Here is a 13,952-nt window from a genome sequence, read left to right as displayed (position 1 = left end):
GGCGGCTCCGGGCCCGTGCCGCGGCCGCCGTCACCGGCGGGGCCCTCCCGCGCGCCGCGGGGCTCGTCCGGGCGGGTGCGGCCAGCCCGACCGGCGGCCGGAGACGCCGCCCCGTGAGGCTCGCTCCCCCGCCGCTGATCGGCCGTCGTCTCGTCCTGGTCTCGTATCACTCGTCACCGCCCGGACGAAGATGGTGACACGTCGGGAAGGTGCCCGGGTGCCCGAGGGCGCATTCACCCATTGCGAGATATCCGACACCACCGCCCGCACCACGGCGCGCGCCCCCCGGCGGCCGCCACTCCTGTCCGTGGCGTGCGGCAGGATGGCCGTCATGCGAGGGAACGAGCCGCAGGGCCCGCCGGAGCCGCCGGATCTCCCGGAGCTCCCGGAATACGCGGAACGGGTGCTGGACGTGGTCGACGGCATACCGCCGGGCCGCGTGCTGACCTACGGCGACGTCGCCGAATGGCTCGGCGAGGGCGGGCCCCGCCAGGTGGGCCGGGTGATGGCGCTCTACGGCGGCGCCGTGCCCTGGTGGCGGGTGGTCCGCGCGGACGGCGTGCTGCTCCCCGGCGCGGAGCGGCGCGCCCTGGACCACTACCGCGCCGAGGACACCCCGCTGCGCTCCGCGGGCGCCGCGGCACCGGACCACACCCCGCGTCTCGACATGCGGAAGGCCCGCTGGGACGGGCGGCCCGTCCGGGAAGCGGGCGGCTGACCACCGGCTGCGGCTGCTCACACGTACCAGCTTCCGTCATCTCCGGCGGCCGGCGGCGCCGAGCCGTCCGTACGGAGTACCCGAGCGACGCGCTGCGGCACGGGCGTCCCCTGGCGTAGCGTCTGCACCACCCGGCACAGACCCTCCCCTAGGCGATCCACGTGAGCTCCTCCCTGCACCCGGCACCCCGGCGTTCCGCCCACCGGCCCGGCGCGGCCGCCGGTGCGTACCGCCTGGTGCGTACCCGGCCGGAGCCGGTGGAGTCCCCTGCCTTGGACGCACCGCAGCGTGCCGTGGTTGACCATGCGGGCGGCCCGCTGCTCGTGCTCGCCGGGCCGGGCACCGGCAAGACGGCCACCCTGGTGGAGGCCGTGGCCGAGCGGGTGCGGCGCGGGGCCGACCCGGAACGCGTGCTGGTGCTCACCTTCAGCCGCAAGGCGGCCGTGGAACTGCGGGACCGGATGGCCGCCCGGATCGGCGGCACCCGGGCGCCGCAGGCCACCACCTTCCACTCGTACTGCTACGCCCTGGTGCGGGCCCACCAGGACGCCGACCTCTTCGCCGAGCCGCTGCGGCTGCTCTCCGGACCGGAGCAGGACCTCTACATCCGCGAACTGCTCGCCGGGCAGCTCGAGCTGGCAGCCGAGGGCCGGGCCCGCATCGCCTGGCCGGACGAACTGCGCGCCTGCCTGACCACCCGGGGCTTCGCCGACGAGGTCCGGGCCGTGCTCGCCCGCAGCCGGGAACTCGGGCTCGGCCCGGACACGCTCGCCGCCTTCGCCCACCGCACCGGCCGGCCGGACTGGGCCGCGGCGGCGGACTTCCTCGCCGAGTACCTGGACGTGCTGGACGCGCAGGGCGTCCTCGACTACGCCGAGCTGGTGCACCGGGCGGTGCTGCTCGCCGGACGGCCCGAGGTCGCCGCCGGGCTGCGCGGGCGCTACGACGCGATCTTTGTGGACGAGTACCAGGACACGGACCCGTCCCAGGTCCGGCTGCTGACGGCGCTGGCCGGCCCGGCGCAGACCCTGGTCGCCTTCGGCGACCCCGATCAGTCGGTCTACGCCTTCCGCGGCGCCGACGTCGGCGGCATCCTCGGCTTCCCCGAGCGCTTCCGGCGGCCCGACGGCACCCCCGCGCCCGTACGGGTGCTGCGCCGCTCGTGGCGCTCCGGCGACCGGCTCCTCGCGGCCACCCGGGAGATCGCCCGGCGGATGCCGCTGAACCGGCTGCCCGCGGAGGCCGTACGGGAGCACCGGGCCCTCGCCGCGGCCCGTGAGGGCGGGCGCGTGGAGGTGCTGACCTGCCCCACACCGGGCGTGGAGCTGGACACCGTGGCCGACCTGCTCCGCCGGGCCCATCTGGAGGACGGCGTCCCCTGGAGCGAGATGGCGGTGCTGGTACGGGCCGGCGGGCGCAGCATCCCCGGAGTGCGGCGGGCGCTGACCTCGGCCGGAGTGCCGCTGGAGGTGGACGGGGACGACGTGCCGCTCCGGCAGGAGCCCGCCGTCGCCCCGCTGCTGACCGCCCTGCGGGCGGTCGCCCGCGCGGCCCTGGAGCGCCCCGCCGCGGACCCGCCGGCGGAGCCCGGCGGCGCCGCGGCCGGCGCGTCCGGGGCGCCCTCCGCGGGGGAGGGGGACGCGGGGGAGGCGGACGCGGGGGAGCCGTCCGCGGGGGAGGCGGACGCGGCGGCCGCCGGCCCTCCGGGGTGGCTGGACACCGAGACGGCGCTCGGTCTGCTCACCTCCCCGCTCGGCGGCATGGACGCCGCCGACCTGCGGCGGCTGGGCCGTGCCCTGCGGGACGAGGAGCGGGCCGCCGGCCGCGCCGTTCCGCGCCCCTCGGACACGTTGCTGGCCCTGGCCCTCGCCGAACCCGAGCGGCTGGTCGCCCACGACCCGGCGTACGCGCGCGGCGCGCAGCGCCTCGGCCTGCTGCTGCGCAAGGCACGGGAGCTGCTGGCGGGCGGCGGTACCGCCGAGGAGGCGCTCTGGCTGCTGTGGGACGGCACCGGCTGGCCGCAGCGGCTGGAGCGTACGGCCCTGCGCGGCGGTCCCGCGGGGCGGAACGCCGACCGCGACCTGGACGCGGTGTGCGCGCTGTTCGCGGCCGCCGCCCGCGCCGAGGAGCGCACCGGCGGGCGTGGCGCGCTCAATTTCCTGGAGGAGATCGACGCCCAGGACATCGCGGCCGACACGATGGCCCCGCGGCCCGTACGCCCGGACGCCGTCCGGCTGCTGACGGCGCACCGGTCCAAGGGCCTGCAGTGGCGACTCGTGGTGGTCGCCGGGGTGCAGGAGGGCCTCTGGCCGGACCTGCGGCGGCGCGGCTCGCTGCTGGAGGCCGACCGCATCGGCCGGGACGGGCTCGCCGAGCCGCTCAGCCCGGGCGCGCTGCTCGCCGAGGAGCGGCGCCTCTTCTACGTGGCGGCGACCCGCGCCCGGGAGCGGCTGGTGGTCACCGCGGTGCGCGCCCCGGCCGACGACGGCGACCAGCCCTCCCGCTTCCTCTCCGAGCTGGGCGTGGAGCCACGGGCGGTGACCACGCGTCCGCGTCGCCCGCTCTCCGTTCCGGCGCTGGTGGCCGAGCTGCGTGCCACCACGGTCGACCCGGAGGCCTCCCCGGCGCTCCGCGAGGCCGCGGCCCGGCGGCTGGCCCGGCTGGCGGCGCTGCGCGACGACGAGGGGCACGCGCTGGTGCCGGCGGCGCACCCGCAGCGCTGGTGGGGCCTGTACGAGCCGACCCGGGCGGCGCAGCCGCTGCGGGATCCGGAACGCCCTGTGCTGCTCTCCGGCAGTGCGCTGGAACAGCTCGCCCAGGGCTGCTCGCTGCAGTGGTTCCTGGGCCGTGAGGTCCGGGCCGAGGCGCCCGCCGGCACCGCGCAGGGCTTCGGGAACGTGGTGCACGTGCTCGCCGACGAGGTCGCCTCCGGCGGCACGCCCGCGGACCTGTCGGCGCTGCTGGAGCGGCTGGACTCGGTCTGGGACGGACTGGCGTTCGACGCCCCGTGGAAGTCGCGGCAGGAGCGGGAGAACGCGCGGGACGCGCTGGAACGCTTCCTCCGCTGGCACGTCCTGGAACGCGGGGAGGGCCGGCGTCCGGTCGGCAGCGAGCACGACTTCGACGTGACCCTGGAAGCGGGCGGGCACACCGTACGGATCCGCGGCAGCATGGACCGCGTCGAGGAGGACGCCGAAGGGCGGGCGTACGTGGTCGACTTCAAGACCGGTCGCGCCAAGCCCACCGGCGCGGAGGTCGCCCGGCACCCGCAGCTCGCGGTCTACCAGCTCGCGGTGGCCGAGGGCGCCGCGGACGGGCTGTTCGGCGGGCGCCGTCCCGAGCCCGGCGGCGCCGAACTGGTGCATCTGCGGCTCGGCGCCACCCGGCGCGAGGGCGGCGACGCCCATCCCGCCGTGCAGCGGCAGGAGGCCCCGGAGACCGGACCGGACGGCGACTGGGTGGGGGAGCTGCTCGCCGTCGCGGCCGGCCGGGTCCTGGACGAGCGCTTCGCCCCCGCCACCGGCCGGCAGTGCGCGCACTGCTCCTTCCGCAGCGCCTGCTCCGCGCAGCCGGAGGGCCGGCAGGTCGTCGAGTGACGCCCCGGCCTCCCGGCCCGTGGACGCAGGGGAGGCCGGGACGCCCGCCCACCGTGCCGCGGGCCGGCACCCGGTCTCCGCAACTCCCGGCCGCCGCAGGGGAAGTGACGGAGCAGTCCCGGGCGGAGCAGGCGCGCGCGGGGCGCATGCCGGGGCGGGCCGTACGCGCTGTCGGTGGCGCCCGCTAGCGTCTGAGGGATGTCCACGCGCCTCACCGACCCCGAGCAGCTCAGGGAGCTGCTCGGCATCCCGTTCACCCCGGAGCAGCTCGCCTGCATCACGGCCCCGGCCGCCCCGCAGGTCGTGGTGGCCGGTGCCGGCTCCGGCAAGACGACGGTGATGGCGGCGCGGGTCGTCTGGCTGGTCGGCACCGGCCGGGTCGCGCCCGAGCAGGTGCTGGGCCTGACCTTCACCAACAAGGCGGCGGGCGAGCTCGCCGAGCGGGTGCGCGCGGCACTCGTACGGGCCGGGATCACCGACCCGGACCCTGCTCCGGATCCCGCGGTCCCCGCAGACGCCGGGGACGGTGGGGAAGCCGTGCAGGGTGAGCCGCAGATCCTCACCTACCACGCCTTCGCCGGCCGGCTGCTGGCCGAGCACGGGCTGCGGCTCGGCGTCGAGCCGGGCGCCCGGTTGCTGGCCGACGCCACCCGGTTCCAGCTCGCGGCCCGGGTGCTGGCCGCCGCCCCCGGCCCCTTCGAGGGGCTGCGGAACGCGCTGAGCACCCATGTGCAGGACCTGCTCGCGCTGGACTCCGAGCTCTCCGAGCACCTCGTCCCCCCGGAGCGGCTACGGGAGTACGACACCCGGCTGCGCGAGGACCTGGCGGCGGCCGAGGCGGCCGGCCGGCTGACCAACCAGGAGTTGCGGCGCATCCCCGGCACCGCGCTGGCCCGTACCGAACTGCTGGGCCTGGTCGAGGAGTACCGTGCCCGCAAACGCGAGCGCGACCTGCTGGACTTCGGCGACCGCATGGCCCTCTCGGCGGTGCTCGCCCGGGACGTGCCCGAGGTGGGGCGGCTGCTGCGCCGCGAGTTCGCCGTCGTGCTGCTCGACGAGTACCAGGACACCTCGGTCGCCCAGCGGGTGCTGCTCTCCGGGCTGTTCGGCGGGGGCCCCGCCGGGGACGCCCCGCGGGAGGGCGCCGGGCACCCGGTCACCGCCGTCGGGGACCCCTGCCAGGGCATCTACGGCTGGCGCGGCGCCTCGGTGGCGAACCTCGACGACTTCCCCGAGCACTTCCCGCACGCCGACGGCCGCCCCGCCGACCGCCTCTCCCTCAGCGAGAACCGCCGCAGCGGCGGCCGGCTGCTGCACCTGGCCAACCGCCTCGCGGCGCCACTGCGTGAGCGACACGCGGGCGTCCGTCCCCTGCGGCCCGCGCCCGGCGCCGAGCACGACGGCGTGGTGCGCTGCGCCCTGCTCCCCACGCACGCCGAGGAGCTGGAGTGGCTGGCCGACTCGGTGGCCCATCTGGTCCGCACCGGCACCCCGCCCGGGGAGGTCGCCGTGCTCTGCCGGACGGCCGGCGACTTCGCCGAGCTCCAGCGGGTGCTGGTGGCCCGGGAGGTCCCGGTGGAGGTGGTCGGGCTCTCCGGGCTGCTTCATCTGCCCGAGGTCGCCGATCTGGTCGCCATGTGCGAGGTCCTCCAGGACCCCACGGCCAACGCTCCGTTGGTCCGCCTGCTCACCGGCCCCCGGTGGCGCGTCGGGCCGCGCGACCTGGCGCTGCTCGGGCGGCGCGCACGGCTGCTGGTACGCCGGGAGGAGACCGCGGACGACGACCCGGAGCGGCGGCTGGCGGCCGCGGTCGAGGGCGTGGACCCGGCCGAGGTGATCTCGCTCGCCGACGCCCTGGACACCTTCCTGGAGAGCGAGGGACACGACGACGAGCTGCCCTTCTCGGCCGAGGCGCGGGTACGCTTCGCCCGCCTCGCCACGGAGATCCGGGAGCTGCGCCGCTCGCTCGGCGACCCGCTGATGGACGTACTGCACCGGGTCCTGGCGGCCACCGGGCTGGAGGTCGAGCTGGCGGCCTCGCCGCAGGCGCTCGCCGCCCGGCGCCGCGAGACGCTCGGCGCCTTCCTGGACGTCGCCGCCGGCTTCGCCTCGCTCGACGGCGAGGCGACGCTGCTCGCCTTCCTCGGCTTCCTGCGGACCGCCGCCCAGTACGACAAGGGGCTCGACTCCTCGCTGCCCGGCGGCGAGGACACCGTGAAGGTGCTCACCGCGCACAAGGCCAAGGGGCTGGAGTGGGACGTGGTGGCCCTGCCGGGGCTGGTGGCCAAGCAGTTCCCCAGCGAGCAGCCCCGGGAGTCCTGGCTGACCCGGCCCGGGGTGCTGCCGCACCCCCTGCGCGGGGACGCGGCGACGCTGCCCGCGCTGGAGGAGTGGTCCGCCCGCGCGCTGCGGGAGTACGACACCCGGCAGCGCGACCACCAGGCCCTGGAGGAGCTCCGGCTCGGCTATGTGGCGTTCACCCGGGCCCGCTCGCTGCTGCTGGGCTCCGGGCACTGGTGGGGGCCGCGGCAGAAACGCCCGCGCGGGCCCTCGGCGTTCCTGGAGGCGCTGCGCGAGCACTGCGCGGAGCACCCGGCGCACGGGGAGGTCGAGGCGTGGGCGGGCCCCCCGGAGCAGGGTGCGGAGAACCCGGCGCTCGCCGAGCCTGCCGAGGAGCGCGCCTGGCCGCTCCCGCTGGACCCCGCAGCGCTGGCCCGCCGCCGCGCGGCGGCCGCCCGGGTGCTGGCCCATCTGGACGGGCCCGGGGAGGCCCCCGGCAGCCCGCGCGGCGAGGTTCCCGGGGACGAGGCGTCCGGGGACGTCCCGGGGTGCGCCGCCGAGGACGCCGCCGAGGACGGGGTGGCCGCCGGGCACCGGGCCGCGGGGCACGAGCCCCCCGGGCACTCCGCGGGGTACGCGCACCCGGGGCATCCTGCAGGACACGCGCCCCCGGGGCAGGCCCCGGCACCCCGCGCCCGTTGCGGGCCCGTGCCCGGCCCGCGCCGGACCGGGGAGGGCACGAAGGCACGGGACCACGCCGCCGGGGAGGAGCCCGCCGCCCCGGAGCCGGTCACCCCCGAGGAGGCGCGCCTCGTCGCCTCCTGGGACCGGGACCTGGACGCGCTCGCCGGCGAGCTGCGGCGGTCGCGGTCAGCCGTGCGTGAGGTGCCGCTGCCGCCCTCCCTGACCGCCTCCCAGTTGCTGCGGCTGGCCGCCGACCCGGAGGGCTTCGCCCGCGAACTCGCCCGCCCCATGCCGCGCCCCCCGCAGCCCGCCGCCGCACGGCGCGGCACCCGCTTCCACGCCTGGGTGGAATCCCGGTTCGAGGAGTTGACGCTGCCGATGCTCGGCCCCGACGAGCTGCCGGGTGCGGACGACGAGGACGCCGGCGGCGCCCACGGAGCGGCACCGCCGCAGATCGCGGACGAGCGGGACCTCGCCGCGCTCAAGGAGGCCTTCGCCCGTACGCCCTACGCGCACCGGACGCCGTACCGGGTCGAGGCGCCGTTCCAGCTCGAGCTGGCGGGGCGGCTGGTGCGCGGGCGCATCGACGCCGTCTACCGCGAGCGCGGCCCGGACGGCGGCACGGTGTGGGAGATCGTCGACTGGAAGACCGGCCGCGGCCGGGACGCCGACCCCCTCCAGCTCGCCGTCTACCGGGTGGCCTGGGCCGAGCAGCAAGGCGTGCCGCTGTCCGCCGTCGGCGCGGCGTTCCTGCACGTCCGCAGCGGGGAGCTGGTGCGCCCGGAAGGCCTGCCGGACCGGGAGGGGCTGGAGCGGCTGCTGCTCGGGGAGCAGCCGCCGGACGGGCCGGAGCCGCCCGGTGCACGGGAGGCGGCGGACGGACCGGACGCACCGCATGGGCCGGACGAGTGAGGCAAGGGGGACAGGCCGGGCGGCCCGGACGCTGGGACGACGGGGAGGGGAGGCAGCAACCGGGCACACCGGGGCCGGCCGGGGCTGCCGCGGGCCCGGAGCAGCCCCGGGGCCCGGTGCCGGCCGCGGAACCGGATTCCGGGCCGGGCGGCCCCGCCGGATAGGGTGCGGCGCATGAGCACCGCCCCGGACAGCGCCGTCCGTGCCTTCGTCGCCGACGCCCGTGAGGCCTTCCTCGCCGACCTGGAGGAGTGGCTCCGCATCCCCTCCGTCTCGGCCGACCCGGCGCACGCGGGCGACGTACGCCGCAGCGCGGAGTGGCTGGCGGAGAAACTGGCCGCGACCGGCTTCCCCACCGTGGAGGTGTGGGACACCCCCGGGCACCCGGCCGTCTTCGCCGACTGGCCCGCCGGGGACCCGGACGCGCCGGTGGTGCTCGTCTACGGGCACCACGACGTGCAGCCCGCGGACCGGACCGACGGCTGGCACACCGGACCGTTCGCCCCGGTGCGGCGGGACGGGCGGCTGTACGCGCGCGGTGCCGCCGACGACAAGGGCCAGGTCTTCCTGCACACCCTCGGCGTCCGCGCGCACCTCGCCGCCACCGGCCGCACGGCCCCCGCGGTGCGGCTGAAACTGCTGATCGAGGGCGAGGAGGAGTCGGGCTCCCCGCACTTCCCCGCACTGCTGGAGGACCACGCCGAGCAGCTCGCCTGCGACGCGGTGCTGGTCTCGGACACCGGCATGTGGGCGGCGGACACCCCCACCGTCTGCACCGGGATGCGCGGGCTCACCGACTGCCAGATCGACCTCTTCGGCCCGGACCAGGACATCCACTCCGGTTCCTTCGGCGGCGCGGTGCCCAACCCGGCCACCGAGGCCGCCCGGCTCGCCGCCGGCCTGCACGACGCCGACCGCCGGGTGGCGATCCCCGGCTTCTACGACGGCGTGGCGGAGCTGACCGAGGAGGAGCGCGCGCTCTTCGCCGAACTGCCCTTCGACGAGCAGGAGTGGCTGCGTACCGCGCACTCGCGGGCCACGCTCGGCGAGCGCGACCACACCACCCTGGAGCGGGTCTGGGCCCGCCCCACGGCGGAGGTCAACGGCATCTCCGGCGGGTACCAGGGTCCCGGCGGCAAGACGATCGTGCCCGCGCGGGCGCAGCTCAAGCTCTCCTTCCGCACGGTCGCCGGACAGGACGCGGAGAAGATCCAGCAGGCGGTGCGGGAGTGGGTGGCCCGGAGTCTGCCGGCCGGCATCCGGCACGAGATCACCTTCTGGGGCGCCACCCGCCCCTGTCTGACCCCGCTCGGCCATCCGGCGCTGCGCTCGGTCGTACGGTCGATGGAGCGCGCCTTCGGCACCCGGGTGCGGTACACCCGGGAGGGCGGCTCCGGTCCGGCCGCGGACCTGCAGGACGTGCTGGGGGCGCCGGTCCTCTTCCTCGGCATCTCGGTGCCGTCCGACGGCTGGCACGCGCCGAACGAGAAGGTGGAGCTGGAGCTGCTGACGAAGGGCGTGGAGGCCGCCGCGCACCTCTGGGCGGACCTGGCGGCACACTGGAGGCCCCGGGAGGACGCGCGCGAGGCGTAGGGGCGGCCGCGCCGGCCGGCCGCCCCCGGCGGGCGGCACCGCGGCTGAGTCGCCGCACCCGACGGCCGCACCCGGCCGCCGTCACGCGCCGGGCACGACGCCGACCGGGAACGCCGACCGGGCCGCCCGCACAGCCGACCCACGCAGACACCCACGCAGACCGCCCACGCAGACGACGAGGGGAAACGGGACACCGCCGTGACCATCTGGACCGACCGCGCAGCCGCCGGACGCCCGATCGCGCTGACCGGCACCGGCGGCATCGACCGCGCCGCGCACCACCGGCTGGACGAGGCCTGGCTCGCCGCGGCCTGGAGCCACCCGAGCACGCGGGTCTTCGTGGTCTCCGGCGGCCAGGCGCTGATCGAGGACACCGACGACGGACGTACCGAGCTGGTGACCATGCCGGCCTTCGACGCGCCCTTCACCGAGGCGCACCGCTACTTCCTGGGCACCGACCCGGAGGGCGTGCGCTACTTCGCCCTGCAGAAGGACGCGCTGCCCGGCCGCATGGACGACGTCGCCCGCCCGGCGGGGCTGCGGGAGGCGGGCGTGCTGCTCTCGGAGCGCGACGCGGAACTGCTGGTGCACGCGGTCGCCCTGGAGAACTGGCAGCGGCTGCACCGCTTCTGCTCCCGCTGCGGCGAGCGGACCGTCATCGCGGCGGCCGGGCACATCCGGCGCTGCCCGGCCTGCGGTGCCGAGCACTACCCGCGCACCGACCCGGCCGTGATCATGCTCGTCACGGACGAGCACGACCGTGCCCTGCTCGGCCGCCAGGTGCACTGGCCGGAGGGGCGCTTCTCGACGCTCGCCGGCTTCGTGGAGCCCGGCGAGTCGATCGAGCGGGCGGTGATCCGCGAGGTGTGGGAGGAGGCGGGCGTCGACGTGGGCGAGGTGGAGTACGTCGCCAGCCAGCCCTGGCCCTTCCCGTCCAGCCTCATGCTGGGTTTCACGGCGCGCGCCACCTCGCCGGAGGTCCGGGTGGACGGCGACGAGATCGAGGAGGCGCGCTGGTTCTCCCGGGACGAGTTGGCGGCCGCGATAGAGAGCGGCGAGGTGCTGCCGCTCTCCGGCATCTCCATCGCGGCGCGGCTGGTCGAGCTCTGGTACGGGAAGCCCCTGCCGCGGCCGGCGTGAGCCCTGCCGGGACCGGCGTGGGCCCCTGCCGCGGCCGGCGTGCGCCGCGGCCGCGGCGGGGCCCGCCGCGGGGGCGGCGGGCCGGCCGGTCAGCCGGCCCCGAGGGCCTGCTTCACCTGGGCCAGGCTGGGATTGGTCATCACGACCTCCGAGCCGCCGTTCATCGGCACCACCTGCACGGTGGGGACCGTCTGGTTGCCGCCGTTGGCCTGCTCGACGAAGGCCGCGGACGCCGGGTCGCCCTCGATGTTGATCTCGGTGTACGCGATGCCCTCCCGGTCCATCTGGCCCTTCAGCCGGCGGCAGTAGCCGCACCAGGTGGTGCTGTACATCGTGACGGTTCCCATGGGCCCTCGTGCTCCTTCGCTCGTCGTGCGTGCTGCCGGTGCGCCGGTCACTCCGTGCATCCCCGCGGACGCACTGTGCAGAGGCCGTGCCAGAGGGAGGAACGCACGGGGGCGCCGCGCCATTCCCGTACCGGAGGCGGGCGGGACCGGTACGACTGTCGACCCGGTTCCGCGGGCTGTGGACACCGCGCGCGGGGCCCGCCGGGGAACTGGCAGCATGGCGGGGTGACTCAGGCAACGGACACCCCGCTCTTCTCCCAGGCCCCCGGACCCACGGCCGCCCCCGGGCCCACGGCAGGCGCCGGGCAGCCCGAGTACGCCCTGCCGCCACGGGACGCCGACGCCGTGCTGGAGGGGCTGGACCCCGAGCAGCGCGAGGTGGCCACGGCCCTCGGCGGCCCGGTCTGCGTGCTCGCGGGGGCCGGCACCGGCAAGACCCGCGCCCTCACGCACCGGATCGCCTACGGCGTGCGGGCCGGTGTCCTCGCGCCGGCCAGCGTGCTGGCGGTCACCTTCACCAACCGCGCGGCGGGGGAGATGCGCGGCCGGCTCCGCCAGCTCGGCGCCGCCGGGGTGCAGGCGCGCACCTTCCACTCCGCCGCGCTCCGGCAGCTCCAGTACTTCTGGCCGAAGGCGATCGGCGGGGAGCCGCCCCGGCTCCTGGACCGCAAGATCCAGCTCGTGGCGGAGGCGGCCGCCCGCTGCCGGATCCGGCTGGACCGCAACGAGCTGCGGGACGTCACCGGCGAGATCGAGTGGTCCAAGGTCACCCGCACCACTCCGGAGGACTATCCGGCGGTGCTGGCGAAGTCGGGCCGCGACGCCCCGCGGGACCCGGCGGAGACCGCCCGGGTCTACGCCCTGTACGAGCAGCTCAAGCGGGACCGCTCGGTGATCGACTTCGAGGACGTGCTGCTGCTGACGGTCGGCGTGCTGCAGGACCGCCCGGACGTCGCGGACACCGTGCGCCGCCAGTATCAGCACTTCGTCGTGGACGAGTACCAGGACGTCAGCCCGCTCCAGCAGCGGCTGCTGGAGCTGTGGCTCGGGGACCGGGAGAGCCTCTGTGTGGTGGGGGACGCCAGCCAGACGATCTACTCGTTCACCGGCGCCACCCCGGACCACCTGCTGGACTTCCGCCTCCGGCACCCGGGCGCCACCGTGATCAAGCTGGTCCGGGACTACCGCTCCACCCCCCAGGTGGTGCACCTGGCCAACGGGCTGCTGGGACAGGCCCGGGGGCGGGCCGCCGAGCACCGGCTGGAGCTGGTCTCCCAGCGGGAGGCGGGCCCGGAGCCGGTCTACACCGAGTACGCCGACGAGCCCGCCGAGGCCGAGGGCACCGCCCGGCACATCCGGGAGCTGCTCGACTCCGGGCTGCCGGCCAGCGAGATCGCGGTGCTCTACCGCATCAACGCCCAGTCCGAGGTCTACGAGCAGGCCCTCGCCGACGCGGGTGTGCCGTACCAGTTGCGCGGCGCCGAGCGCTTCTTCGAACGGCCGGAGGTCCGCGAGGCCGGCGTGGCGCTGCGCGGTGCCGCCCGCGCCGGGGGGAACGACACCCTGCTCGACGGCGCCGGCGACCTGCCGTCCCAGGTGCGTGCGGTGCTCACCTCCCGTGGCTGGACCACCGAGCCCCCCGCCGGGTCCGGAGCCGTCCGGGAGCGCTGGGAGTCGCTGGCCGCGCTGGTGCGGCTTGCGGAGGACTTCGGCCGGGCCCGGCCCGACGCGACGCTCGCCGACCTCGTCGCCGAGCTCGACGAGCGGGCCAACGCACAGCACGCGCCCACCGTGGAGGGGGTCACTCTCGCCTCCTTGCACGCCGCCAAGGGCCTGGAGTGGGACGCCGTCTTCCTGGCCGGGCTCACCGACGGCATGATGCCGATCACCCACGCCAAGACCCCCGAGCAGGTCGAGGAGGAGCGGCGGCTGCTCTATGTCGGCGTCACCCGGGCGCGGCGCTTCCTGACCCTCTCCTGGGCGCTGGCCCGCTCGCCCGGCGGCCGGGCCGGGCGGCGCCCGAGCCGCTTCCTGGACGGCCTGCGGCCGGGCTCGGGGGCGGCTGGCGGTCGCCGGCCCGGCGGGGGAGGCGGCGTCGAGCGCGGGGCCGGGGCGCGGTCCCGGAAGCGCCGGGGCCCGGTGCGCTGCCGGGTGTGCGGGCGCACGCTGACCGATCCGGGCGAGATGAAGCTGATGCGCTGCGAGGGCTGCCCGTCCGATCTCGACGAGGGGCTGTACGAGCGGCTGCGCGAGTGGCGCGCCGAGCGTGCCAAGGAGCTGGGTCAGCCGGCGTACTGCGTCTTCACGGACAAGACGCTGATGGCGATCGCCGAGGCCGTGCCGGACGACGAGGCGGGGCTCGCGCGGATCTCCGGGGTGGGCGCCCGCAAGCTCGACCGCTTCGGGACCGAGGTGCTGGTGCTGTGCGCGGGGGAGGAGTTGCCCGCCTCGGCGGGTGACACGGCCGGTGACGAGGACGGCGTCGCGGGCGGCGGCATCGACGAGGGCCCCGGCGACGGCCCCGAGGGGACCGGGGACGAGGGCGCCGCGGAGGATGTCACGACGGCTGTTACAGAAGAGGCGGGAAAATAGTTTGCGCGCGCCGTGCGCAGCCTCATAGCCTTCCGGACATGGACAGGGCGGGGGCTTCTCGCTTCACCCCATCCATGCTGTACTGACCCC

Annotated in this window: 7 protein-coding genes; 6 read left to right on the top strand and 1 reads right to left on the bottom strand. The window is 76.9% G+C overall.

The genetic code is table 11. From position 1 onward, the window contains the following. Positions 1–331 precede the first annotated feature (331 nt). The 5 genes from HOY81_RS10400 (at position 332) to nudC (ending at position 10,923) form a co-directional block, all read left to right on the top strand. The gene (locus HOY81_RS10400; RefSeq protein ID WP_306423461.1) at positions 332–718 is read left to right on the top strand and encodes an MGMT family protein; all 387 of its coding nucleotides are present in this window, start codon (positions 332–334) and stop codon (positions 716–718) included. A 161-nt stretch (positions 719–879) separates the two neighbouring features. Next, positions 880–4,314: an ATP-dependent DNA helicase gene (locus tag HOY81_RS10395; RefSeq protein ID WP_237319980.1), complete on the top strand. Its 3,435-nt coding sequence runs from the start codon at positions 880–882 to the stop codon at positions 4,312–4,314. A gap of 198 nt (positions 4,315–4,512) precedes the next feature. Further along, a complete protein-coding gene (locus tag HOY81_RS10390) occupies positions 4,513–8,190 on the top strand; it encodes an ATP-dependent DNA helicase (RefSeq protein WP_237319979.1) in 3,678 nt (1,225 codons plus the stop codon). 174 nt (positions 8,191–8,364) lie between these two features. Continuing rightward, positions 8,365–9,783 carry a dipeptidase gene (locus HOY81_RS10385; protein ID WP_237319978.1) on the top strand — a complete coding sequence of 473 codons (1,419 nt, stop codon included), beginning with the start codon at positions 8,365–8,367 and terminating at the stop codon, positions 9,781–9,783. Between the two features lie 198 nt (positions 9,784–9,981). Further along, positions 9,982–10,923, top strand: a complete 942-nt coding sequence (gene nudC / locus HOY81_RS10380; protein ID WP_237319977.1) for an NAD(+) diphosphatase — start codon at positions 9,982–9,984, stop codon at positions 10,921–10,923. An 89-nt stretch (positions 10,924–11,012) separates the two neighbouring features. Here nudC and HOY81_RS10375 read toward each other — a convergent pair whose 3' ends face one another. Next, positions 11,013–11,270 (bottom strand): mycoredoxin, encoded by a 258-nt coding sequence (locus HOY81_RS10375; protein WP_237319976.1) that lies wholly within the window; start codon positions 11,268–11,270, stop codon positions 11,013–11,015. Positions 11,271–11,615: 345 nt separating this feature from the next. On the opposite strand from HOY81_RS10375, the gene HOY81_RS10370 reads away from it, so the two are divergent. Continuing rightward, positions 11,616–13,862 carry an ATP-dependent DNA helicase UvrD2 gene (locus HOY81_RS10370; RefSeq protein WP_237319991.1) on the top strand — a complete coding sequence of 749 codons (2,247 nt, stop codon included), beginning with the start codon at positions 11,616–11,618 and terminating at the stop codon, positions 13,860–13,862. The last annotated feature ends 90 nt before the right edge of the window (positions 13,863–13,952 follow it).

Origin of the sequence: Streptomyces sp. JJ36 (assembly GCF_021696945.1) — a bacterium.
GTDB lineage: Bacteria > Actinomycetota > Actinomycetes > Streptomycetales > Streptomycetaceae > Streptomyces.
Note: the sequence above shows the minus strand (reverse complement) of the source record. Positions and strands in the feature narration are given on the sequence as shown.

Bases quoted from the DNA above. Each gene is read 5' to 3' on its own strand.
- HOY81_RS10400 (WP_306423461.1), top strand. From the start codon at position 332: ATGCGAGGGAACGAGCCGCAGGGCCCGCCGGAGCCGCCGGATCTCCCG.
- HOY81_RS10390 (WP_237319979.1), top strand. From the start codon at position 4,513: ATGTCCACGCGCCTCACCGACCCCGAGCAGCTCAGGGAGCTGCTCGGC.
- HOY81_RS10385 (WP_237319978.1), top strand. From the start codon at position 8,365: ATGAGCACCGCCCCGGACAGCGCCGTCCGTGCCTTCGTCGCCGACGCC.
- HOY81_RS10375 (WP_237319976.1), bottom strand. From the start codon at position 11,270: ATGGGAACCGTCACGATGTACAGCACCACCTGGTGCGGCTACTGCCGC.